Origin of the sequence: Mucilaginibacter sp., from assembly GCF_965200995.1 — a bacterium.
Taxonomy (GTDB): domain Bacteria; phylum Bacteroidota; class Bacteroidia; order Sphingobacteriales; family Sphingobacteriaceae; genus Mucilaginibacter.
This window is the reverse complement of the sequence record NZ_OZ241743.1, coordinates 3,653,875-3,676,958: the sequence shown is the minus strand read 5'-3', so window position 1 is coordinate 3,676,958 and position 23,084 is coordinate 3,653,875. Positions and strand designations below refer to the sequence as shown.

General features: G+C 44.4%; 20 protein-coding genes. 11 read left to right on the top strand and 9 right to left on the bottom strand.

The window, feature by feature from the left end:
- Nucleotides 1–43 precede the first annotated feature (43 nt).
- Both gltB and ACY652_RS17145 read left to right on the top strand, forming a co-directional pair.
- Nucleotides 44–4,570, top strand: a complete 4,527-nt coding sequence (gene gltB / locus ACY652_RS17150; protein WP_462265610.1) for a glutamate synthase large subunit — start codon at nt 44–46, stop codon at nt 4,568–4,570.
- A 3-nt stretch (nt 4,571–4,573) separates the two neighbouring features.
- The gene (locus ACY652_RS17145; protein WP_462265609.1) at nt 4,574–6,052 is read left to right on the top strand and encodes a glutamate synthase subunit beta; all 1,479 of its coding nucleotides are present in this window, start codon (nt 4,574–4,576) and stop codon (nt 6,050–6,052) included.
- Nucleotides 6,053–6,133: 81 nt separating this feature from the next.
- Here ACY652_RS17145 and ACY652_RS17140 read toward each other — a convergent pair whose 3' ends face one another.
- Nucleotides 6,134–6,343, bottom strand: a complete 210-nt coding sequence (locus ACY652_RS17140; protein WP_462265608.1) for a hypothetical protein — start codon at nt 6,341–6,343, stop codon at nt 6,134–6,136.
- A gap of 133 nt (nt 6,344–6,476) precedes the next feature.
- Here ACY652_RS17140 and ACY652_RS17135 point away from each other — a divergent pair, with 133 nt between their 5' ends.
- Nucleotides 6,477–7,229, top strand: coding sequence for a class I SAM-dependent methyltransferase (locus ACY652_RS17135; RefSeq protein WP_462265607.1), 753 nt, complete (start codon nt 6,477–6,479; stop codon nt 7,227–7,229).
- Between the two features lie 6 nt (nt 7,230–7,235).
- Here the strand turns inward: ACY652_RS17135 and ACY652_RS17130 are convergent, their stop codons facing one another.
- Both ACY652_RS17130 and ACY652_RS17125 read right to left on the bottom strand, forming a co-directional pair.
- Nucleotides 7,236–7,769, bottom strand: a complete 534-nt coding sequence (locus ACY652_RS17130; protein WP_462265606.1) for an RNA methyltransferase — start codon at nt 7,767–7,769, stop codon at nt 7,236–7,238.
- Nucleotides 7,770–7,828: 59 nt separating this feature from the next.
- Nucleotides 7,829–8,992, bottom strand: a complete 1,164-nt coding sequence (locus tag ACY652_RS17125; protein WP_462265605.1) for a galactokinase — start codon at nt 8,990–8,992, stop codon at nt 7,829–7,831.
- Between the two features lie 204 nt (nt 8,993–9,196).
- Between ACY652_RS17125 and ACY652_RS17120 the strand changes: the two genes are divergently transcribed.
- Nucleotides 9,197–9,490 carry a YciI family protein gene (locus ACY652_RS17120; protein ID WP_462265604.1) on the top strand — a complete coding sequence of 98 codons (294 nt, stop codon included), beginning with the start codon at nt 9,197–9,199 and terminating at the stop codon, nt 9,488–9,490.
- A 74-nt stretch (nt 9,491–9,564) separates the two neighbouring features.
- On the opposite strand, the gene ACY652_RS17115 is transcribed toward ACY652_RS17120, so the two are convergent.
- Nucleotides 9,565–10,419 carry an aldo/keto reductase gene (locus ACY652_RS17115; RefSeq protein ID WP_462265603.1) on the bottom strand — a complete coding sequence of 285 codons (855 nt, stop codon included), beginning with the start codon at nt 10,417–10,419 and terminating at the stop codon, nt 9,565–9,567.
- Nucleotides 10,420–10,533: 114 nt separating this feature from the next.
- The gene (locus ACY652_RS17110; RefSeq protein WP_462265602.1) at nt 10,534–10,902 is read right to left on the bottom strand and encodes a hypothetical protein; all 369 of its coding nucleotides are present in this window, start codon (nt 10,900–10,902) and stop codon (nt 10,534–10,536) included.
- 157 nt (nt 10,903–11,059) lie between these two features.
- Here ACY652_RS17110 and ACY652_RS17105 point away from each other — a divergent pair, with 157 nt between their 5' ends.
- The 5 genes from ACY652_RS17105 (at nt 11,060) to ACY652_RS17085 (ending at nt 14,101) form a co-directional block, all read left to right on the top strand.
- Nucleotides 11,060–11,548, top strand: a complete 489-nt coding sequence (locus ACY652_RS17105; protein ID WP_462265601.1) for a hypothetical protein — start codon at nt 11,060–11,062, stop codon at nt 11,546–11,548.
- 29 nt (nt 11,549–11,577) lie between these two features.
- A complete protein-coding gene (locus ACY652_RS17100; protein ID WP_462265600.1) occupies nt 11,578–12,375 on the top strand; it encodes a CHAD domain-containing protein in 798 nt (265 codons plus the stop codon).
- On the top strand, nt 12,359–12,829 hold the full coding sequence (locus tag ACY652_RS17095; protein WP_462265599.1) for a CYTH domain-containing protein: 471 nt from the start codon (nt 12,359–12,361) through the stop codon (nt 12,827–12,829). Before ACY652_RS17100 ends, ACY652_RS17095 begins: the two co-directional genes overlap by 17 nt.
- Nucleotides 12,830–12,932: 103 nt before the next feature.
- Entirely contained in the window at nt 12,933–13,154 is a 222-nt protein-coding gene (locus ACY652_RS17090; protein ID WP_462265598.1) for a hypothetical protein, read from the top strand.
- 74 nt (nt 13,155–13,228) lie between these two features.
- Nucleotides 13,229–14,101 carry a creatininase family protein gene (locus ACY652_RS17085; RefSeq protein WP_462265597.1) on the top strand — a complete coding sequence of 291 codons (873 nt, stop codon included), beginning with the start codon at nt 13,229–13,231 and terminating at the stop codon, nt 14,099–14,101.
- Between the two features lie 33 nt (nt 14,102–14,134).
- On the opposite strand, the gene ACY652_RS17080 is transcribed toward ACY652_RS17085, so the two are convergent.
- Genes ACY652_RS17080 through ACY652_RS17070 form a run of 3 tightly spaced genes read right to left on the bottom strand, consistent with a single transcriptional unit; the run spans nt 14,135 to nt 17,076 of the window.
- The gene (locus ACY652_RS17080) at nt 14,135–14,644 is read right to left on the bottom strand and encodes an N-acetyltransferase family protein (RefSeq protein ID WP_462265596.1); all 510 of its coding nucleotides are present in this window, start codon (nt 14,642–14,644) and stop codon (nt 14,135–14,137) included.
- Between the two features lie 23 nt (nt 14,645–14,667).
- Nucleotides 14,668–15,585 (bottom strand): citrulline utilization hydrolase CtlX, encoded by a 918-nt coding sequence (ctlX, locus tag ACY652_RS17075; RefSeq protein ID WP_462265595.1) that lies wholly within the window; start codon nt 15,583–15,585, stop codon nt 14,668–14,670.
- 36 nt (nt 15,586–15,621) lie between these two features.
- Nucleotides 15,622–17,076 carry an arginine deiminase family protein gene (locus ACY652_RS17070; RefSeq protein WP_462265594.1) on the bottom strand — a complete coding sequence of 485 codons (1,455 nt, stop codon included), beginning with the start codon at nt 17,074–17,076 and terminating at the stop codon, nt 15,622–15,624.
- Nucleotides 17,077–17,160: 84 nt separating this feature from the next.
- On the opposite strand from ACY652_RS17070, the gene argS reads away from it, so the two are divergent.
- Nucleotides 17,161–18,927 (top strand): arginine--tRNA ligase, encoded by a 1,767-nt coding sequence (gene argS / locus ACY652_RS17065; protein ID WP_462265593.1) that lies wholly within the window; start codon nt 17,161–17,163, stop codon nt 18,925–18,927.
- 88 nt (nt 18,928–19,015) lie between these two features.
- Here argS and ACY652_RS17060 read toward each other — a convergent pair whose 3' ends face one another.
- The gene (locus ACY652_RS17060) at nt 19,016–19,903 is read right to left on the bottom strand and encodes a 3-hydroxyacyl-CoA dehydrogenase family protein (RefSeq protein WP_462265592.1); all 888 of its coding nucleotides are present in this window, start codon (nt 19,901–19,903) and stop codon (nt 19,016–19,018) included.
- Between the two features lie 164 nt (nt 19,904–20,067).
- Between ACY652_RS17060 and ACY652_RS17055 the strand changes: the two genes are divergently transcribed.
- Complete coding sequence (locus ACY652_RS17055) at nt 20,068–23,082, top strand: SusC/RagA family TonB-linked outer membrane protein (protein ID WP_462265591.1); 3,015 nt, start codon at nt 20,068–20,070, stop codon at nt 23,080–23,082.
- The last annotated feature ends 2 nt before the right edge of the window (nt 23,083–23,084 follow it).

The following is a 23,084-nucleotide window of genomic DNA, read 5'->3' as shown; positions in this document are numbered from 1 at the left end:
ATATTCGTAGTTACACCGTTTCTATCAACCGGTTGTTTCCCAAATGTTATCAACTGAATGTGACCAGCAGGGGCTATATCGCCCGGAGTTTGAACATGATTCCTGCGGAACAGGCTTTATTACCAATATAGACGGCCATAAACAGCACCGCATTCTGCACGATGCGCTTACCATGCTCGAAAACATGGAGCATCGCGGCGCCTGCGGCTGCGACCCCGACAGCGGCGACGGTGCCGGTGTTTTATTGCAGCTACCGCATGAGTTTCTGATGGAGGAATGCGCCAACCTGGAAATCAGTTTGCCTGAGCCGGGAGAGTATGGGGTAGGAATGATATTCTTTCCTAAAGATTCTGCGCTTAAAAAAGCATGCCGTACCATCATTAGCAGTGCAATTGATAGGTTAGGATTACAGCTGTTAGGCTTTCGTAAGGTTCCGGTTGATACCACTGTTATTGGTGAAACTGCACGGCAGGCTGAACCCGATGTGGAGCAGGTATTTATACAAAAGCCTAATTATGTAACAGATGCCGAAAGCTTTGAGCGGAAGTTGTATGTGCTGCGCCGTTACATCAGTAAACTTACCAATGAAACGCTGAAAGCGGCAGCCGAATATTTTTACTTTACTTCGCTGTCTTGCAAAACCATTATTTATAAGGGGCAGGTAACCACCTATCAGTTGCGCAGGTACTACCAGGATTTAGCCGATGAGCGGCTGGTTACCGGGTTCGCCATGATACATTCCCGGTTTTCTACCAATACATTTCCTTCGTGGAAGCTGGCACAGCCTTTCCGGCTGATTGCCCATAATGGCGAAATTAATACCTTAACCGGTAACCTCAACTGGTTTTATTCAGGTGTAAAATCACTGGCTTCGCCGTATTTCACCAAGGATGAGATGGAGATGCTGTTGCCGGTAATTGATAATAACCAAAGCGATTCGGCCTGTTTGGATAACATCATTGAAATTCTGCTGCATAGCGGCCGCTCATTACCGCATGTGATGATGATGCTGGTACCCGAAGCCTGGGACGGCAACGAGCAGATGGACCCAATCAAGAAAGCGTTTTACGAGTATCATGCCACTATAATGGAACCCTGGGACGGCCCGGCGGCCATTACTTTTACCGATGGGCAATTAGTAGGAGCCCTGCTTGACCGTAACGGCCTGCGCCCGCTGCGCTATGTAGTTACTAATGATGGCCGCGTAATCGCCGCATCCGAAGCCGGCGTGCTGCCCTTGCAGCCCGAAACCATCCTGATGAAGGGCCGGCTGCAGCCGGGGAAGATGCTGCTGATTGATACCGTTAAGGGCCGTATCATAGCCGATGAGGAAATCAAAAGGCAGATCACCTCACAACAGCCCTATGGCCAGTGGCTGGAAAATTACAAGATTAAGCTGGATGATCTGGCAGCGCCCCGTTTGGCATTTGCCAGCCTGTCGTCAGATGCGGTATTCCGTTACCAGGAAGTGTTTGGTTATACCCGGGAAGATTTAGATACCATCATTAAGCCGATGGCGCTGGAGGGTAAGGAGCCGATTGGCTCTATGGGAACCGATGTGCCGCTTGCTATCCTTTCCGATAAGCCCCAGCATATTTCCAGTTACTTTAAGCAGTTTTTTGCACAGGTAACCAATCCGCCTATTGATCCCATCAGGGAGCGGCTGATTATGAGTTTAGCCACTTTTATCGGCAACAACGGCAATTTACTGGATGAAGATAAGATGCATTGCCATAGCGTAATGCTTAAGCACCCGGTATTGCGCAACCATCAGCTGGAAAAACTGCGCAGTATTGATACGGGTTTGTTTCATGCCAAAACCTTGTACACTTACTTTAAGGCCGATGGCCAGCCCGGTTCGCTGGAAAAAGGCTTGCAGCGTTTATGCCGCTACGCCGAGGATGCCGTTGATGATGGCTTTGAAGTACTCATCTTATCAGACCGTTCCATCGACTCTGAACACGCGCCCATTCCCTCATTACTGGCGGTATCGGCGGTGCATCACCATTTGATCAAGATGGGGTGCCGCGGCTCGGTAGGCATTGTGGCCGAGGCCGGCGATGTATGGGAAGTACATCATTTTGCCTGCCTGCTGGCATTCGGGGCAAGCGCCATCAACCCGTATCTGGCACTATCTACTATTGATACGGCAAAGGCCGGCGGCGATTTGCGCACAGATTACGATTTAGAGAAACTGGAGAAAAATTATGTAAAAGCCGTTTGTGACGGCTTGCTCAAAATTTTCTCTAAAATGGGTATTTCCACCCTGCAATCCTATCATGGCTCGCAGGTGTTTGAAATTTTGGGCATCAACAAGCAGGTGGTAGACCGCTATTTTACCGGTGCCGTAAGCCGCATTGGAGGATTGGGGTTGGATGAACTGGCCCGCGAAGCTTTGTGCAAGCACCGTATGGGTTTCAGTTACTCAAAAGAAAAAGTTAAGCTGTTGCCCGAGGGCGGTATCTATCAGTGGAAACGCAGGGGAGAGGCACACCTGTTTAATCCTGAAACCATTCATTTACTGCAACATGCCACCCGGACAAATAATTACGAAGTATATAAGAAGTATGCGGCTTTAGTTAACGAGCAATCGCAAAAACATTATACCATACGGGGGCTGCTGGACTTTGCCCATCACCGCGAATCTGTTTCCATTGATGAAGTAGAGCCTGTGGAAAGCATTTTTAAGCGTTTTGCTACCGGTGCTATGTCTTTCGGCTCTATATCACACGAGGCGCACAGCCTGCTGGCTATTGCCATGAACCGCATAGGCGGCAAGAGCAACACCGGCGAGGGCGGGGAAGACCCGATGCGGTTTGAGCGCATGGAAAACGGCGACTCTATGCGTTCGGCCATCAAGCAGATCGCTTCGGCACGTTTCGGGGTAACCTCGCATTACTTAACCAATGCCGATGAACTGCAGATCAAGATGGCACAGGGCGCAAAACCGGGCGAAGGCGGGCAACTGCCGGGGCACAAGGTAGATGCCTGGATTGCCAAAACAAGGCACTCTACGCCCGGCGTGGGTTTGATATCGCCGCCGCCGCACCATGATATTTATTCTATTGAAGATTTAGCACAGCTTATATTCGATTTAAAAAACGCCAACCGGGCAGCACGTATCAACGTTAAACTGGTTTCAAAGGCTGGCGTAGGTACCATCGCCGCCGGTGTAGCCAAGGCCCATGCCGATGTAATACTGATAGCCGGTTATGACGGCGGCACCGGTGCATCGCCCATCAGTTCGGTTAAACATGCCGGCCTGCCGTGGGAGTTAGGTTTAAGCGAGGCTCATCAAACCCTGGTGCGTAACAAGCTGCGCAGCCGCGTAGTATTACAGGCAGACGGGCAAATGAAAACCGGCAGGGATCTGGCCATTGCCGCCTTGTTGGGTGCCGAAGAATGGGGCGTGGCTACCGCCGCGCTGGTAGCAGGCGGATGCATAATGATGCGTAAATGCCACCTTAACACCTGCCCGGTAGGGGTAGCCACGCAAGACCCCGAACTGCGTAAACTCTTTACCGGCAAACCTGAGCATGTGGTGAGCCTGTTTACTTTTATGGCGCAGGAGCTGCGCGAAGTAATGGCCGAACTGGGTTTCCGTACCATAAATGAGATGGTTGGGCGTGTGCAGTTTTTGAAGATCAAGGATAACATCACCAGCTGGAAAGCAAGAAAAATTGACCTTAGCGGTATGCTGCACCCGGTAACCAACGTAAAGGGAGCAACCCTGTACAACAGCGAACAGCAGGATCATGGCATGAGCGATATACTGGACTGGCGTTTACTGGAACAGGCGCAACCCGCATTAAATGATGCCGCCCCGGTGTATGGTTCTTTTGAAATCAAGAATACCGACCGTACGGTAGGGACACTGTTATCCAACGAGATTACCAAAAAGTTTGGGGCATCCGGCCTGGCTCCCCATACCATCAACTATAAGTTTTCAGGGTCAGCAGGGCAAAGCTTTGGCGCCTTTTCAGTTAAAGGACTATCTTTTGAACTTGAGGGTGAAGCAAATGACTATGTAGGCAAAGGTCTTTCCGGCGCTGAGCTTGCCATCTATCCGGCTAATGGAGCCACGTTTGTACCGGAAAACAATATGATCATCGGTAATGTGGCCTTATACGGCGCAACCTCGGGCGAATTGTTTGTACGTGGTATGGCCGGCGAACGTTTTGCGGTACGTAACTCGGGCGCAACGGCGGTGGTAGAAGGCGTTGGCGATCATGGCTGTGAATACATGACCGGCGGCCGGGCTTTAATTTTAGGCAAAACGGGCAGAAACTTTGCCGCAGGCATGAGCGGCGGTATTGCATGGGTATATGACCCGCAGCAGGAACTGCCGGCGAATTGCAATACTGAGATGGTAGATTTGGACAATTTGATTGCAGAAGACAAAGAACAGATATTAACGCTGCTGCGCAAGCATCTGCAACTTACCGGCAGCCAGGTGGCACAACGCCTGTTAAATGATTGGGATAGCACAAAGCTTCACTTTGTGAAAGTATTTCCTAAAGAATACAAGCGCGTATTACAGCAACAGTTACACAGCTTAAGCTCTAATTAATTTATGGGAAAAGTTACAGGATTTCAGGAATATAACCGCGAGCTGCCCAAAAAAGACAGCCCGGCCGAACGTATAAAGAACTACAGTGAGTTTGTACACCTGTATACGCCCGAGCAGCTGAACCATCAGTCGGCGCGTTGTATGGACTGCGGTGTTCCTTTCTGCCATTCGGGGTGCCCTTTAGGTAATGTGATACCTGAGTTTAACGATGCCGTCTATCAGGAAGACTGGGAGGAGGCATACCAGATATTATCATCTACCAACAACTTTCCGGAGTTTACCGGGCGCATTTGTCCCGCGCCATGCGAATCGGCCTGTGTGCTGGGCATCAACAAACCACCGGTAACCATAGAGGAAATTGAAAAGCATATCATTGAAATCGCTTTCCAGAAAAACCTGGTTAAACCTTCGGCGCCATTAATCAAAACCGGCAAAAAGACGGCAGTGGTAGGTTCAGGGCCGGCCGGCCTGGCTGCTGCTGCGCAGTTGATAAAGGCAGGGCACGAAGTTACCGTATATGAACGTGATGACCGGCCGGGTGGTTTGCTCCGGTATGGCATACCGGACTTTAAGCTGGAAAAATGGGTAATTGACCGCCGTGTACAGCTAATGGAAGAAGACGGTGTAAAGTTTAGGTGCAATACCGAAATCGGCAAAGATATACCTGCCGATGACCTAACGCGCAATTACGATGCCGTGGTGATGGCAGGCGGTTCAACCATACCGCGCAATTTGCCTGCACCGGGCCGTGAGTTAAAGGGAATATATTTTGCGATGGATTTTCTGAAGCAGCAAAACAAGCGGGTAAGCAACTTGCAGGTAAAAGCCGAGGAAATTACAGCCACCGGCAAGCATGTAATTGTGATTGGCGGCGGCGATACGGGTTCTGATTGTGTGGGTACTTCCAACCGGCAGGGTGCGGCCTCGGTAACACAGTTTGAGCTAATGGTACAGCCGCCACAGCAGCGTACCGCTCACATGCCCTGGCCATCGTACCCTATGGTGCTGAAAATCAGCTCCTCGCACGAAGAAGGCTGTAACCGCCACTGGGGGGTTAACACCAAGGCATTTATAGGCGATGATAACGGCAACCTGAAAGCTATTAAAATAGCTGATGTAACCTGGGAAACCGATTTTTTAAACCGCCCTGTTAAGTTTGCAGAGGTTGAAGACTCAGAACGCGAATTGCCTTGTGAGCTGGTATTTTTAGCTATGGGCTTTCTTCACCCGCAATACACCGGTATGCTGGAAAGCCTGGGCCTGGAGCTGGATGAACGAAAAAACGTAAAAGCGGCAGAAGGTGCCTACCGTACAAATGTAAGTAAGGTATTTGCCTGCGGTGATATGCGCCGGGGGCAATCTTTGGTAGTATGGGCAATATCAGAAGGCCGGGAGGCTGCCCGTAAGGTAGATGAGTTTCTAATGGGGCATTCCGCACTGGAAACCAAGGATGCCGTTAGTACTTACGAAATGTTTTCATAAATGCCGGCAGGATTTTACTGCGCACATTTTATAGGGGTATTGGTGCGCCTGCAGTTTATTATGCAAACGGCAGGCGCGTTTTTAACCGGCGTTAACTTCAGTAACTGCCTTTAACATTTCCTTTAATTCGTTATACGATTCTTTAATGGTAATAAAAGACTCGTTATCACCATTCAGGTATACCCTTACTATTTCCTGAGGATCGGTATAAATAACTACGGAGGTGATGTGCTCCACATTAATTAACGTGTTGCGGTTGTTTACATCAATAAGTTCAATAAATTTTGCCATAATCTTTTAACATTTACTGTGGTGTAATGTGTTACACCAGCCTGATAAAAAATGATGTTGAATATTTTTCAGAGCGCTGAGTTTTATTTATAGCTATATTTTTTACTACTTTTAAAAGCTGAATATTTTATAGATGAAGACAGGTACACCTAAAAACCGCCATACCTTAAATATAAAAAAGTCTGACCGCGTGCTTGATGTAGGCGGAGGCCACAATCCGCATCCCCGGGCAAATGTAGTGGTAGACAAGTACGATGCCAATGATAACACCCACCGCAGCGGTAATGTATACGTTTATAACAACCAGCAATTCATCTGCGCCGATGGCGAGCGTTTGCCCTTTAATGATAAAGAGTTCGACTATAGTACTTGCTGCCATGTACTTGAACATGTAGACGATCCTCACAGCTTTGTAAGCGAGATTGCCAGGGTATCAAAACGCGGATATATGGAAACCCCGTCACTGTTGGGTGAATACCTGATTCCAAAAGCTTCACATAAGTGGCTGATACAGGATATTGACGGAAAGCTGGTGATGTATGATAAAGAAGTAATTGGCTTTAAACCACAGCAGGATTTTGGCGACTTCTTTTTGGATTACCTGCCCAAGCATTCTATGGGCTATAAAATTATGTGCCGTACACATCCCACCTTCATTACCAATAATTATGAGTGGAGTGATGGTATTGAAATTATTGTTAATCCGCAGGACCAGTATTATTATGACATATTCACCAAGCCCTGGGATGAAAAAACTTATACCCGTTTTTTCGAGCCGAATAGTATGGTTAAGGAAACAAAGAACACGATAAGCGCTTTGGGTGATATTGTAAAAACGGTTTTTAAAAGCAAGGTGCTCAAAAAGGGGCTCGACCGTGCAGGATAAGATAATTCAGGCTAAAGTTAATTTGGAATAAAAATCCCAAAGCACTATACCGGCAGATACTACAACATTAAATGAATGCTTGGTGCCGAATTGAGGAATCTCGATGCAGGCATCAATGTGCTGCATTACTTGTTCATCTACCCCGTTTACTTCATTGCCAAAAATGAGTGCGTAGCGCTCATTCTTTTGCGGCTGATAGGTATTCAGCATGATACTCTGGTGTGCCTGCTCAATGGCTATAATCTGGTAGCCTTCGGTTTTAAGTTGCTGCACCGCATCCAGCGTGTGGTTTGCATATTTCCATTCTACAGATTGTGTAGCCCCTAAAGCCGTTTTCTCAATTTCGCGGTGCGGAGGCTGACCGGTAATGCCGCAAAGTATGATGTTTTCAACCGCAAAGCCATCACAGGTACGAAATATTGAACCTACATTATGCAGGCTGCGAACATTATCCAGTATTACGGTAACATTTAATTTCGCGTGTTCCTTAAAATCAGCAACGCTTAACCGGTTGAGTTCTTCTAATTTGAGTTTTTGCATGCCACATTTATATGCTACCGATGATAAATCAGGCTCATCACCAATTCAATTGTTTGGGGTTAAGCGCTGATTTGATGTACGCCCCGGGCAACTGCGGTGCGGTATACAGCAGGCGCATAACCAATTTGCTGCGTGTAGTATGTAACCAGTTTTGCTTCAAAATCATCGAAGGTATCGCTTTTTACCAACGCTATTGCGCAACCGCCAAAGCCGGCCCCCGTCATGCGGGCGCCAATTACACCATCGTACTGCCGGCAAAAATCAACAATGGAATCTAATTCCCTGCCGCTCACTTCGTACAGCGTCTGCAGGGATTGGTGGGATTGATACATTAACGATCCAAACGCGGTCAAATCACCGTTAAACAAATATTCGGCAGCATGTTTAACGCGGTCATTCTCCTCTATTACATGTTGCGCGCGTTTGCGTACAACAACATCGGTAATTAAATGCTCATGTTCCTGATATTGCGCAGGCGTAATTGCACAAAGATAATCAACGGCTAATTCTTGCTGTAACTGTTTTAATGCCTGCTGGCACTCGCTTACCCGCTCGTTGTACTTTGATTCAGCCAAGTTGCGCGGCTTATTGGTGTTGATGACGGCCAGTTGGTATTCCTTCAGTTTAATGTCAACCAGTTTGTAATCTAAATTTTCACAGTTCAGTTGTATAGCCTTATCCTTTTCACCATAGGCAACAGCAAACTGGTCCATCACTCCAGTGCTTACACCAATAAAATCATTTTCTACCTTTTTTGTCAGTTTAACTAAATCGGTTTTTGAGTAACCGGCACCAGTTAAATCATTTAAGGCGAATGCCGTAACCATTTCTATAGATGCAGAAGAAGACAGGCCCGAGCCTACCGGCAAGTTTCCGAAGTACAGCAAATCCAGCCCTGTGTCAGGCGTGTGGCCTTCTGCTGCAAAGTAATGGAATGCGCCCAGGGGATAATTGTACCAGCTTTTACCTTGTTTGATATAAAAGTTACTTACCGCAATGCCGGCTTTCTCGTCGAAATTGATACTGCTGAGTTGCAGGGTACTTTTGGTATTGGGCGCTATCAGTAACCAGGTTCCCATATCTATAGCACAAGGCATCACCAATCCGCCATTGTAATCAATATGCTCGCCTATCAGGTTAACCCTGCCTGGGCAAAAGTAAACGTATTGCGCAGGTTGCCCGTACTGTTGTATAAAGGTGGCCTGTAGCTGGTCTATGGTCATAAGTTAATTGTATTATTGACAAATATTGTAAATTAATATTGAAGTTTGCTTCCAATGAGGTATTGCACATCATCCTAAATATAAGGTTTGTTGCAGTACTTGTTCAGCATAAATAAAGGTAATTACAATAATTTTCGTTTACTTTTATTATGTTTGACTTGAAGCCATCTGCAAAAATCAGATTATAAAAAAACGTTATTTACCATGAAGCAGTATTTAATTACCGGGTATGATTATACAGATAGCGGTGCCAATGAGCGCCGCATGAACGCCCGGCCGCATCACCTGGACAATGCCAGGGAATTAAAGGAAAAAGGCCGTTATTTACAGGGAGGAGCCATATTAAATGGTGAAGGAACAATGATAGGCTCAGTAATGATGATGCAGTTTGAGAGCGACGAAGAACTGGAAGCCTGGAAGAGGAATGAACCCTACGTTACCCAAAAAGTGTGGGAAACAGTAGATGTAAAGCCTTTTAAGCTGGCCGTTATTGAATAAAAAAACGGGATGACAGTTACCTGCCATCCCGATCTACTTAACAAACACTTTTGTCTTTCTGCCGGCGGATATGATTAACTGATGTTATCCAGTTGCTGCATATCCTGCTCCGTTAGTTGTATAGATCCGGTCTTCATGTTTTCATCCAGGTGCGCTTCACTGGATGTTCCAGGTATAAGCAATATATTATCCGAATGGTGTAGCAACCAGCTTAAAGCTACCTGATGTACCGTTGCGCCGTTTTTATCAGCGATGTGTTGCAGCGCATTCTGCGCTTTCATGTTGCCGCCGCCTAAGGGGTACCACGGAATAAAAGCGATATTGTTTTGCTCGCAGTATTGCAGCACCGGCTCCCATTTACGATTGTCGATACTGTACATATTCTGCACCGATACCACTTCAAAATACTGCTGTGCCTTTCTAATGTCTTCCACAGATACTTCAGATAAGCCTAAGTGTTTCACTTTACCATCCTGCTGGGCTTGCTTTAAAAACTCAAAGGTTTTTTCTACAGGTACTTTATCATCAATGCGGTGCAACTGATACAAATCGATTTGTTCTGTTTTTAACCGCTTTAAGCTGCCTTCCAAAGCTTCCTTTAAATGCTCAGGGCTGGCATCCACCGGCCATTGGTCGGGCCCGGTACGTAACAAGCCGCCTTTAGTAGCAATCAGCAGGTCATCATTATACGGGTACAGCGCTTCAGCAATCAATTCTTCAGACACATTTGGCCCATAGCTGTCTGCGGTGTCTATAAAGTTAACACCCAGTTCTACCGCTTTTTTCAATACGCTTACGGATTGCTGATGGTTAGCGGGAGGGCCCCAGATCCCCTTACCTGTAATACGCATTGCACCATAGCCCAGGCGTTTAACTTCAATATCGCCCCCAACTGAAAATGTTTCCTTATAGCTAACTTTCTTTTCCATTTTATTTTTGATAATGTAATATGATAAACAGCACTAACAATACCTGTGTTCTGCTAAGTAATCAACTTAATATGATGCAATGTTGCCCATTTAATGCTGAATCAAACAAATAAATTACTTTAAAGGTGGCATCTCTTCTTCACGCGAAAGCGTTCCGGCCAGTATGCCCATCAGGCCTAAACCTATAAATGTACCAAGCGCCTTTTTATTTTTTGTAAAACCGAATAAGAATGGGGCGCTTAAAGCAAAAGCTCCATTTGCTACATCAAGTATTAAATGGTATTTATAAGGCATTACCTTTACCACTCCCCACTCTGCGCGGGTAAAAAAGCTTGAAGCCACAATATTTGCGGCCAGTACACGGGTAACGGCTACGGCTTTTTTATCATCACTGAAACCAAACAACTTTGGCGCTGCTAAAGCCAGTGGTATGTAAGAGTAATCGGTGAGTCCGTGCTGCTTTCTTGATATGGGCTTTTCCATTGGTGAGCTATTTACAACATAACTACTTTTAATGTCTGGTGGTTTTAATTTTTAATTAAATTTTGTAATAAACGATAAATTTTTTAATGAAAAGTTGTGTGCTATGCTATATATAACAATGATGAAACTGAATGTATGTGAACTTGTTGTTTTATTTATGAGCCAATCTTTAAGCTATTATAATATCGCCGTATTTGCAGTAATTACTTTTATCACCGCCTGCAGCAACCACGAAAGCAAGCAAAAAACACAACCTAAAAACTATAAGGTGGTAAAGCGGGGGAGCGAGGATGCCAAAACAGATACAACATGCTTTTTGAATGTACAGGGCAGGGATACCATGAAAGTAAGTTTACACATCAATAAAGGAGATGTATCGGGCTATATGGTTACTATACCTTATGAGAAAGACATGCGGCGGGGTAAGATTGCTGCTACAAAACAAGGAGAACTGATTTCGGGCAGGTGGATATATATGCAGGAGGGCGTAAGAGATAGTTTGCCTGTAAAATTTAAACTTACTGGTAACAGTTTGCAGCAGCAGCCGTGGAAAACAGATTCGAAAAATGGAAAGGAAATGCTGGATACCAAGGCGCCGTTCTCAATTATTTTTAACGAAGCAGATTGTAGTATAATGAAAAAATAGCAATATCAGAAGGAGGGATAGTGACTGAGATGAAAAAGAAGAAAGAGGTTAAATATTTAAACAAGCATTGGCAGAAACTGCAATGCGGACTTAAAGCTTTTGCCAAAACAAACGATGCAGAACAGCTGCACCAGTTTAGGGTAGAGGTTAAAAAAGTAAAATCCTTTTTACAGTTAATGGAAGGAACGGCCCATCTGCATTTATTGAAAACATTCAAACCTGTTCGTAAAGTGTTTAAGCGGGCAGGACAGATCAGGGACGCTCAGATTCATTTACAACTGGCTGATAAATATAATCTAAATAATGAGGCTTTTACAACTGCTGAACGCCGTAAGATGGAAAAATCGACGGCGTTGTTTGTTACAAATACTTCAACGTACCTCAACAAGCTGAAAAGGACACACCGCAGGATAAAAAGCAAGCTGCACCCGGTTGCCGGTAAATCAATTGCAAAGTTTTATAAAAGCGAATTGGTAACGGTGGGCAAATCGTTAACCACGCCTCATTTTGATGACGGGCTGCATAATTGCCGTAAACATCTGAAAACTTTAATGTACAACCGGAAGCTGGTTGGTAATGCGCTGAACAATATACCGTTTAACAATGAATACATCGATCAGCTTCAAAGCCAGATTGGCGAGTGGCACGATCATGTTTTAGCCATCGATTTATTCAGTTCGCCTAACCTGGAGGTAAAACCGGTTGTAGCGCAACTTAAGCAGGATAACCGTGAAATGGAAAAATCCATTACGGAAACTGCAACCTCATTTATGGATAAAGTAGCTGAACCATCAAAAGATAAAGGTAAACATGGGCGTAGAAATTGAAAGGAAATTTTTAGTGAATGCTGAGCTTTGGCAAAATGTGGATAAACCAAAAGGTACGCCTTTTGTACAAGGATATATATTAAGTGAGGATAGCCGCACCGTACGGGTAAGGGCTACCGATCAAAAGGGATATATCACATTAAAGGGTAAATCAACCGGTTTTAGCCGCAGTGAGTATGAGTACGAAATTCCGGCAGGAGAAGCGCATGAGCTGATCTCCAATTTTGCTCAATCGAGTATAAAAAAGACAAGGTACTGTATTGAATTTGCCGGTAAAACCTGGGAGGTAGATGAATTTGAAGCTTCCAATGAAGGTTTACTTGTAGCAGAAATCGAGCTTGAAGCAGAAGACGAGCAATTTGATTTACCGCCGTGGTTAGGCAAAGAGGTTACGGATGATGAGCGTTATTACAATGCTTATCTTTCTGTTCACCCCTTCAAACAATGGGCTTGATTGTAATTGATAAAGTTACCGCCCGGGTTGTTCAACAGCCTCTTAAAGTAAACATGCCTGTGGTAGTTGGCTATGGCATTGCTGCCGCTTATCTTTGCCGTATATGAACGCACATCAGGTAAGCCAGTTTGAGTCCAGGCTGGCGGAGATATATCAGAAAAGCACATGGCTCAGGTATGAATTGCCGCTGCACGATTTTATCAACCTGTTCCCGGTAAAAGAGGTGAAAGGGCGTGTAGCAAAACTTGACCGCCCCGCCGGCTTAGAGTTAGACCGGGACACCTATCTGTCTGTTTTGGTGGCTTTCAGGCAATCATTTGGTTAAGCTGCGTTAGTCCTGTGTATCGGCGGGGAATATTTTAACTAACTTACTCGCCATAACCTGTTACATCGTTAATTATGAAAAAGACACTAACTACCTTATTGCTCGGCGCCTCGTTATATGCGGCTGCCCAGCAGAAGCTGCCTGCACGCTGGGATGAACTGACAGCCAGTGATTTCCCTGCCGCCCTGCAACAATCCAGCCGAACCTGTGTGCTGCCCATCGGCATTTTAGAAAAGCACGGGCCACACTCGCCCTTAGGAACCGACCTGATACATGTAAGGGAAATAGCCGCACGCGCCACCAAAAATGAATATGCCGTTGTGTTCCCTGATTACTTTTACGGGCAGATTAATGAAGCCCGCCAGCAATATGGTACGTTTGCTTTACCCAGTACTTTAATATATAATTTGCTGGAAGCTACCTGTGATGAAATAGCACGCAACGGCTTTAATAAGATTGTAATATTGAACGGACATGGCGGAAATCCTGAGTTTTTGCGCTTCTTCATGCAATCGTTGCTGGGCAAGCGACATAATTATGCGGTATATCTTGTAGACCCGGATAATGACCCGGCCTATAACCAGCAAATTGCCAGCGTTCGGAAATCCGACGCAGGCAATGACCTTCATGCAGGCGAACACGAAACTTCGCTGTTGCTATATCTTCGCCCGGACCTGATGCAGATGGATAAAGCTGCCAGCCAGTCGGGCGCTAATCAGCAGCGGTTAAAACTACCCAATCTATATACACCCATCTGGTGGTATGCCAGTTACCCCAACCACTATGCCGGCGATGGCGCGGCAGCTACGCCAACTATGGGTAAATTAATGGCCGAGCATGAAGTAAAACTGTTTGCCGACATCATTAAAACGGTAAAGGCCGACCAGCAAACACTGAAGTTACAGGAAGAATACTATAATAAAGTAGAAGCTGTAGGTAAGAATTGAGGTAAAGAAAAACGGTTGGAGCATAAAGTATCGTTAAGGTTTCAACCGTTTTTCGTAACAAAAGAAGCGTAAGCCCTGCCTGAAATTCAGGGTGATCTCACCGGCATACGTATACCCCAATGCCGGGAAGAGTTTTTGAGTGGCTTTATTCTCGCTGTTGGTATCAATTCTCAAAACTTCAATACCACGCTCAATCGCTACTGTTTCGGCTTTGTTAAGCAATGCTTTTGCAATGCCCGCACCCTGATGTGCAATACTTACCGCTAACCGGTGGGTTACAATGGCAAATTCTGTAATGTTCCAGCCAACATCTGCATATTCCGGATCCTGATCGGTGGTAATTGCAGCAACACCCGTTATCACACCATCCATTTCGGCAACCCACAACTGCTCCTGCACAACATCGTTCGTGAAAACCTGTGCGTTTGGATATGTCGTATCCCACTGAAAATTACCGGCTGCATTCATTATCGGCACCACGCCGGCAATCAGCTCCATTATGGATGGAATATCGGCTAAAGTTGCCAACCTGATGGTGACCATGATTTTTATAAATATGATTAGCGTTAACGTAATGGCAGGTGAATTTCGGCCATCATGCAACGTGCGCTTCCACCACCAATAGTTTCAATAACAGTTAAATCGGGCGCTACAATTTTTGCGTAATGCGAAAGCTCCTTTATTTGCTCCGCGTTTAAGGATTGCAATGCCCGCGCCGACATGACCAGCAGGCATTCGCCCTGCAGGTTAATTACTTCCAGCATATTGCCGGCAAAGTGTTGTAGCTGACTGAATGAAATTTCGATGATGTGCTTTCCTGTGGCTTTCAGACTATCTTCTACCTGCTGACGTTCTGCTAAATCCGCTATGCTTTGCAGACATATTACCGCAAAGCTGCTGCCCATACACATCAGTACATTGGTATGGTAAATGGCCTGCTGCTTATCATCCATTGCGTGAAAGCTTACCGAGCGATAGCCGGTATAGTCGCAAAACTGCTGCAATGCTGTTGTATCTGTACGCGGCGAAATACAGGCATAAGCTATTTTATTTTCACGATCCAGCACCATGCTGCCCGTGCCTTCTAAAAATTTCTCCTGTATCTCGAAACGACTCAAATCTATAACGTGGTTAACGAAAAACTGCTCTTCTACTTTCCTGATAATATCCTCACGGCGTTCCAGCCGGCGGTTTTCAGCCTGCATCGGATAAAGCAGCACATCACCATTTTCGTGAAAACTTATCCAGTTGTTAGGAAATATGGCATCAGGTTTCCGCGGTTCGGCAGTATCTTCAATTACGATTACATCTACATCCTGCTGTTTCAGGAGGACAACCATTGCATCAAATTCTTTCAATGCAGCTTCGTGTACACTATCTGTTTGCTGGTTATCACTTTGAAAGGCGTTACTTGCGGCCGTTTGATGATTAAAGCCAAAGGCCGCCGGCCTGATCATTAATATAGCGGATGTGGATTGCTTCATACAAATCAAATTACGAAATAATTTTATTCAGTAGTATCAATCGCCCGTTGTTATCAAACCATCGCGCAGCAGGGGCAGGCTCATGCAATGAAATCCCCCGCGTGCCCTTGATAATTCTGCCGATGGCATCAGGATCAGGGTATCAGTCAGCTCATGAGGCTTTAACTCATCAGCTTCAAATTTTTGCAGCAGCTCAGCAACCTTAATGGTTTTGAAACCTTTGGCTTTAAATGCTTCAATGGTTTTATCATTACGGTCATAACCCAAAACAACGCCCTCGCGCAAGGCCAGCAAGTTGCATGAGTCCGTCCACTGTTCCCTGGAATCAAAGGGAAAAACGTTGTTACCCGAATAAATAAACTGCGCCGGAGCCTTGCTTTTCAAATCATTTATGGTAATGTCATTAAGCAAAGCTTCTAAGGTATCGAACGTATCCGGCGTGTTGCCATTCCGGTGAAACTGTACAATTTCCAAAGCATGCTTATGCTTTTTATCCGTAAACCAGTTGATGGGTTCATCCGCTTCATGGTGTACGCCGGCTGTAGATATTGCGCCCAGCAATACCCACAAATCCCGCTTAATTTGGGTAAATACTGTATCAATGTGCATATAATCCCGCTTATGCGGTATCTTTACGATGGTTACTTTTTCCACCACTTTGTGCTGAAAGAGCAATTTGATTGCTTCGTTTGCGCCGCTGATGGAAGTGCGTTCGCTGCAACCAATTACTACATGGCTGGCGCTTACCACCATTACATCACCGCCTTCAATCGTGGTTTTGCCTTCCTCATCTTCCCCCGGACGTAAAAAGTGCTGAATAGTTTCGGGAATCTCTAAAATATGATTGTGATAGGAGTTAAACAGCGGATGATTGAAAAAGATATAACGGGCGATTAACGTTTCCCTGGAACGGGCTTTTTTAGCAGGTTTATTAATCAGTATATAATCGTTTATTGCTATGCCAACATCTCTCGAAAAAATGAGGTTTGGAATAGGGGCGAAAATCATCTCCTGTTTATTAAGCGCACCGGATATTAATATCTTAGCCAGTTCAGCAGCAGGGGTGTCAATTAACTGTTGCTGTAAGCGGTAGGTGCAATTCTCAATGGCGCAAACCGATGCGGTCAGTTTTTTCCTGATGCTATCATCTGCAAGCACATCTGCCAGCAGATTTTGAATTTCAACTACCTTTAATGAATTGTGAAAGTGTTCACTTTCCGGAATAAAAAATGCACGTGTGCTATCCTGGTCTATCACACTTAATTTTCCTTTGATTTTGGTTTCATCTAAAAAGTAGAGCAGCAATTTGATGTAATAATCATATTCCTGCCGCCGCATGGTATCCAGGTGTACAATGTCTTCAAACAGCCAGTCCTGCGCTTTTGAAGGCACCACTTTGCCCAGGCCGCTGTCGGGGCTGTGCACCAGCAAGGTACGCAGTGTGCCAATTTCAGAATTTACGTTTATATGGAATGGAGATGTATTGCTCATGTTAATCAGTATTGCAAAGCTATACAGATTTTGTAACTGTAATTACTTTAACACCAAATGCGGCAATTTAACTAATTTTGACTGATGGATTTTATTATTCAGGCCGTTGTTACGGCCGTTCAGCAATTATATCATGTGCAAATTGAGGCCGGTGATATTAGTTTACAGGAAACCCGGAAAGAATTTGAAGGCCAGGTAACGGTAGTTACTTTTCCTTTCACCCGGTTCTCCCGTAAATCGCCAGAGCAAACCGGGCAGGAGATAGGCGCTTACCTGCAACAGCAACTACCCGAAGTAGCCGCGTATAATGTGATCAAAGGCTTCCTGAACATCAGTTTATCTGACGGTTACTGGCTGGGTAAGCTTACGAATGAAATTCTGCATGCTGATTATACACAGTTGCCCCCTAACGGCAAAAGGGTAATGGTCGAATACTCTTCGCCAAATACCAATAAACCATTGCATTTAGGCCATGTACGTAATAACCTGCTGGGCTACTCCGTAGCTGAGATTTTAAAGGCAAGCGGCTATGAGGTAATTAAAGCAAATTTGGTGAATGACCGGGGTATTCACATTTGTAAATCGATGCTGGCCTGGCAAAAGTGGGGTAATGGCGAAAGTCCAAAATCGACTAATGAGAAAGGCGATCACCTGGTAGGCAAATATTATGTGTTATTCGACAAGGAATATAAACAAGAGATTGAAGCCTTAAAAGCCCAAGGTCAGCCGGAAGAAGAAGCTAAAAAGAATGCACCTTTAATTAAGCAGGCGCAGCAAATGCTGCAGCAGTGGGAGGCCGGTAAACCCGAAATTATTGAACTATGGAGCCGGATGAACGGCTGGGTATACGAAGGTTTTGAAGAAACCTACAAAAAGTTAGGCGTTTCATTTGACAAATATTATTATGAATCGAATACTTATCTATTAGGAAAAGACATCATTCAGGAAGGACTGGAAAAGGGTGTGTTATTTCAAAAAGAAGATGGCTCTGTTTGGATTGACCTGACTGCTGACGGACTGGACCAGAAGCTGGTATTACGGGCGGATGGAACTTCGGTATACATTACCCAGGATTTAGGCACTGCTCAATTAAAGTATGATGACTACCGGATGGACGAATCGGTATATGTAGTGGGTAATGAGCAGGATTATCATTTTAAGGTGCTCTTTTTAATTTTAAATAAGCTGGGTAAGAGCTGGGCTAAGGGGCTATACCATTTATCATATGGAATGGTGGATCTGCCATCGGGTAAAATGAAATCACGCGAGGGCACAGTAGTAGATGCCGACGACCTGATTGCCGATATGGAAAGTACAGCTAAGCAGCACACAGAGCAGTTAGGTAAGATTGACGTGTTTAATGAAAATGAAAAACTGCAATTGTATCACACGATTGGCATGGGCGCACTTAAGTACTTCTTATTAAAGGTAGAACCCAAAAAGCGCCTGCTGTTCAACCCTGAAGAATCTATAGATTTTCAGGGACATACCGGGCCGTTTATACAGTATACACATGCGCGTATAAAATCAGTACTCAGAAAAGCCAATGCAGATTTTAATCGAGCTTCAAGTGTAAGCTCAATTGCTGCTACGGAGCGGGACCTGATTGTGTTGCTAAGCAAGTACGCTGAAACAGTTAAACAGGCCGCCAGCATATACAGCCCGGCTATCATTGCAAATTATGCCTACGAGCTGGCGAAAGCTTATAATAAGTTTTACCACGAAAACTCAATTTTACAGGCAGACACTGAAGAGCAAAAACATTTGCGGCTGCAGCTATCAGCAGCTACTGCCAGGCTGATTGCACAATCATTAAAATTAATGGGTATTGAGGCACCGGAAAGGATGTAAGGCCGTAAGTGCATAAAAAGGGCGGTTTCAAATAGTTGAAACCGCTCCTTTGTTCATTTTTAGCAACAATAACCTTTGTTGTTACACCCTACGCAAATTTATCCGCAACTACCAGCTCTTTACTTCCGGCTTTATACTGATAAAAGCCTGCGCCTGATTTGATACCCAACTGTCCGGCGGTTACCATATTTACCAGTAAAGGGCACGGTGCATATTTAGGGTTTCCAAAGCCCTGATGCAAAACATTGAGTATCGCCAGGCATACATCCAGCCCGATGAAGTCGGCCAGCTGTAGCGGCCCCATAGGATGCGCCATACCCAGCTTCATTACCGTATCAATTTCGGCAACGCCGGCAACGCCTTCATATAGGGTATAAACAGCTTCGTTGATCATCGGCATCAAAATACGATTGGCCACAAAGCCCGGGTAATCATTAACTACAACCGGTTCCTTTTGCAGTTGCCGGGTCAGTTGCATTACAGCTTGAGTTACCTCATTACTGGTCGCATACCCCCTTATTACTTCTACCAGCTTCATTACCGGCACCGGGTTCATAAAATGCATACCGATTACCCTTTGCGGATTCTTTACTGCGGCAGCAATCTTTGTAATAGATATGGAGGACGTATTGCTGGCCAATATCGTTTGCTCGTTGCAGTATTCACTTAGCTGCCTGAACAACTGAAGCTTTATATCGCTGTTTTCAATGGCTGCTTCAATTACCAAATCTGCCTGGCTTACAGCGTTAGCTAAATTGGTGTCTGTAGAAATGTGAGCAAGGGTGCGCTGTTTTTCAATTTCAGTGATAGTCCCTTTAGTTACCTGCCGGTCTAAATTTTTTTCAATAGTAATCAGCGCTTTATTTAATGCATCCGGATTAATATCAACCAAAATAACAGTAAACCCATACTGCGCGAAGGTATGTGCAATGCCATTACCCATAGTTCCGCAACCAATTACCGTGATATTCTTCATTTTGCAATATAATACAAAAACTTACGGCTTAAAATGTCTACAAAAGCTATAGAAATATTTATTAATTAACAATTTTCTAATATTAATCGACTTTATGTTGAAAAATTGCAGGAATTTCCTAATTTAAACCCCTGAAAACTATTAATTAACTCAAATCATTTCAAATGAAGAAAAATTTACTTTTTGTTCTTCTGTTATGGGCGTTCGCATTTAGCAATGCATGGGCTCAAACAAGAAAAATTACAGGTACAGTTAGCAGCCTCGATGATGGTCAATCATTGCCCGGCGTTACTGTACGAGTGCCCGGATCCTCTACGGGTACACAAACCAACAACAATGGTGAGTTTAGCATTAATGCTGCTACTGGCACAGTTTTGCAATTCTCCTATATTGGTTATGTTACGCAAACGTTAACTGTTACCGCTGCGAACGCTTACGCAGTAAAAATGAAACCCGATAACAGGGCGTTAAGCGAAATTGTGGTAACAGGTTATGGAGTACAGCAAAAGCGCGAGATTACAGGTTCTATTGTTTCCTTGAATGCTGCCCAAATTCAGGACCGGCCTATACAAACCTTTGATAAGGCATTGCAGGGCCGTGCAGCAGGTGTTCAGGTAACTTCAAACAGTGGTCAGCCTGGTGGTAGCCTGGATATCAGAATCAGAGGTACTGCTACTATTAATGGTACTACTCAGCCGTTATATGTAATAGATGGTGTACAGGTGAATTCTGGCGGCCTGTCGGGTACTACTTCATTAAATGCGTTATCTTCCATCAATCCCAATGACATTTTATCGATAGAAATTATTAAAGATGCTGCATCTGCTGCAATTTATGGGTCCTTGGCAGGTAATGGTGTTGTTATCGTAACTACCAAACGCGGTGTTGCCGGTAAAACACAAATAACTGCTTCAGCGCAGTATGGTGGTTCTAAACAGTATAACCCTTATACGGTTCTAACTGCAGAGCAATATTTGGGATTACAGCGCGAAGCTTATGAAAATTATAATCAACGTATTGGCAACGCACCCGGTGTGGGAACAACTGCAGCCAACGGAGCTTCTTATCCTAACGGTGTACCTGCAACTATAACCAACAATGATTGGGTTAAATCAATACTGCGCACTGGTACTGTAGGACAGTATGACCTGTCAATTAGCGGAGGTGATGCAAAAACTAAATTTTTTGTATCGGGCTCTTATAATAAAACAAATGGTACGATCAAATTCTCAGACTTCACCCGCGGAACTTTAAGGGCCAATTTAGATCACAAGGCTTCTGACAAATTTTCTATTTCTTCATCTCTTACTTTAACCGGCTCAGGCGCAAAGGGACCAAGCACAAATGCAGGTTTTTTTACTAATACTCCATTTACAGGGGTATTATTAACTGCACCTGTTAATCCCATTTATAACGCAGACGGTACATTTAATAGTACATTGGTAGGTGTCAATAATACTAACGAGTTGCAATATATTACTCTGGAGCAACGCACCACTGGTGCATTTCAAACTGTAAGCAATTTATCGTTAAATTACAATATTCTGCCTGAGCTTACTTTTAAGGCATATGGTGGTTTGGATTTTAATGATATTCGCGATTTTAACTATCGCCCGTCTACTATTCCAAGTTCTGCTGCTGTATTGGGTACAGGTTCCGAGGTATTCAGAAGAAATATCAATTACTTAACCAGCGGTACTTTCTACTTTAGTAAAAAGTTTGCCAATGTACATAACGTTTCTGCCATTGCAGGTGTTGAATACAGGAATGTAACTTTCAGAACAATATCTGCAGGTGCCCAAGGTTTTGCGAGTCCGTTACTGCCTTTACTTAGCAATGCCTCAACCCCAACATCGGTGGGTTCAACCTTTAACGGATATAAGAATGCCGGTATATTAGGACAATTAAAATATGATTACAAGAGCAAGTACTTGTTTACAGCTAATGCCCGTGACGACGGTTCATCAAAATTTGGTGCAAACCATAAATACGGCCTATTTTATGGCTTCACAGGCGGTTGGAATGTGCTGGCTGAAAACTTTATGCAAAATGTGCATGTGATTACACAATTAAAGCCACGTGTAAGTTATGGTGTTACCGGTACACAGCCAACAGATGCTAATGCGTTTTTGAGCCAGGCACTGTATGGTAACGGGGGTTCTTACGGCGGTTCAACTTTATTAGGCGGTATTCGCCCTACACAATTACCCAATGCTGATTTAAACTGGGAAAGATCAGCTCAGATAGATTTAGGTTTAGATATTGGCATTTTAAACAACAGAGTGTTATTAAGCGCCGATGTTTACAGGAAACGTAATACAGATTTATTATTAGGTGTAACTACTCCTGGTGATAGTGGTTTTACTTCCTATACCAGAAATGCAGGCTCAGCAAGGGCTGAAGGCTTAGAACTTGACTTAAATACTATAAACATTGATCAGAAAAACGGTTTCCGTTGGACAACCAATTTCAATATTGCATTTGTTCGCAATAAATTATTAAGCTTAGTGAATGGTCAAACACAAATCAATACCTTCCAATACGTAGTTGGCGGCCCGTTAAATAATATATATACCTATGCCTGGGCAGGCGTAAACCCTGCAGATGGCCGTGCTATGTATTATGATGCCAACAACAATATTACCTACTCGCCCAGAGCAAGCGACCAGCGCATTATAGGTAACCAAAATCCTAAGTTCTACGGTGGTTTTTCAAATACATTTTCTTATAAAGGTTTGAGTTTGGATTTCTTGTTCCAGTATCAGTATGGTAACTCCAGCTATCTGCAGACTGCGCAGTATATTGAAACATCTGGTTCAGTTGCCAGTAACCAGAACGTTAATCAGCTTGTACGCTGGACAACACCTGGTCAGATTACCTGGGTACAACGTCCTTACTCAAATTTAGCTGAGCCAGGAGGTTTGAGCGTTCAAACTTTATCTTCTAAATATGTTGAAAAAGCCTCTTATATACGTATGAAGCAGGTTAATTTAACTTATTCATTGCCGCAGTCGCTTCTTCGTCAAATTAAAATTCCATCAATTAGCTTATTTTTACAGGCGTATAACTTATTTACTATCACTCACTATCGTGGAGATGATCCGGAAAATTCAGGTAATAACCTGAACTTTTATCCTAACCCACGTACTTTAACCGGTGGTATCAACGTAAAATTCTAATC

What these genes read in the sequence shown, in the direction of transcription:
- gltB (WP_462265610.1), top strand. Translation starts at nt 44, where the DNA reads ATGTTATCAACTGAATGTGACCAGCAGGGGCTATATCGCCCGGAGTTT.
- ACY652_RS17145 (WP_462265609.1), top strand. Translation starts at nt 4,574, where the DNA reads ATGGGAAAAGTTACAGGATTTCAGGAATATAACCGCGAGCTGCCCAAA.
- ACY652_RS17140 (WP_462265608.1), bottom strand. Translation starts at nt 6,343, where the DNA reads ATGGCAAAATTTATTGAACTTATTGATGTAAACAACCGCAACACGTTA.
- ACY652_RS17135 (WP_462265607.1), top strand. Translation starts at nt 6,477, where the DNA reads ATGAAGACAGGTACACCTAAAAACCGCCATACCTTAAATATAAAAAAG.
- ACY652_RS17130 (WP_462265606.1), bottom strand. Translation starts at nt 7,769, where the DNA reads ATGCAAAAACTCAAATTAGAAGAACTCAACCGGTTAAGCGTTGCTGAT.
- ACY652_RS17125 (WP_462265605.1), bottom strand. Translation starts at nt 8,992, where the DNA reads ATGACCATAGACCAGCTACAGGCCACCTTTATACAACAGTACGGGCAA.
- ACY652_RS17120 (WP_462265604.1), top strand. Translation starts at nt 9,197, where the DNA reads ATGAAGCAGTATTTAATTACCGGGTATGATTATACAGATAGCGGTGCC.
- ACY652_RS17115 (WP_462265603.1), bottom strand. Translation starts at nt 10,419, where the DNA reads ATGGAAAAGAAAGTTAGCTATAAGGAAACATTTTCAGTTGGGGGCGAT.
- ACY652_RS17110 (WP_462265602.1), bottom strand. Translation starts at nt 10,902, where the DNA reads ATGGAAAAGCCCATATCAAGAAAGCAGCACGGACTCACCGATTACTCT.
- ACY652_RS17105 (WP_462265601.1), top strand. Translation starts at nt 11,060, where the DNA reads ATGAGCCAATCTTTAAGCTATTATAATATCGCCGTATTTGCAGTAATT.
- ACY652_RS17100 (WP_462265600.1), top strand. Translation starts at nt 11,578, where the DNA reads ATGAAAAAGAAGAAAGAGGTTAAATATTTAAACAAGCATTGGCAGAAA.
- ACY652_RS17095 (WP_462265599.1), top strand. Translation starts at nt 12,359, where the DNA reads ATGGGCGTAGAAATTGAAAGGAAATTTTTAGTGAATGCTGAGCTTTGG.
- ACY652_RS17090 (WP_462265598.1), top strand. Translation starts at nt 12,933, where the DNA reads ATGAACGCACATCAGGTAAGCCAGTTTGAGTCCAGGCTGGCGGAGATA.
- ACY652_RS17085 (WP_462265597.1), top strand. Translation starts at nt 13,229, where the DNA reads ATGAAAAAGACACTAACTACCTTATTGCTCGGCGCCTCGTTATATGCG.
- ACY652_RS17080 (WP_462265596.1), bottom strand. Translation starts at nt 14,644, where the DNA reads ATGGTCACCATCAGGTTGGCAACTTTAGCCGATATTCCATCCATAATG.
- ctlX (WP_462265595.1), bottom strand. Translation starts at nt 15,585, where the DNA reads ATGAAGCAATCCACATCCGCTATATTAATGATCAGGCCGGCGGCCTTT.
- ACY652_RS17070 (WP_462265594.1), bottom strand. Translation starts at nt 17,076, where the DNA reads ATGAGCAATACATCTCCATTCCATATAAACGTAAATTCTGAAATTGGC.
- argS (WP_462265593.1), top strand. Translation starts at nt 17,161, where the DNA reads ATGGATTTTATTATTCAGGCCGTTGTTACGGCCGTTCAGCAATTATAT.
- ACY652_RS17060 (WP_462265592.1), bottom strand. Translation starts at nt 19,903, where the DNA reads ATGAAGAATATCACGGTAATTGGTTGCGGAACTATGGGTAATGGCATT.
- ACY652_RS17055 (WP_462265591.1), top strand. Translation starts at nt 20,068, where the DNA reads ATGAAGAAAAATTTACTTTTTGTTCTTCTGTTATGGGCGTTCGCATTT.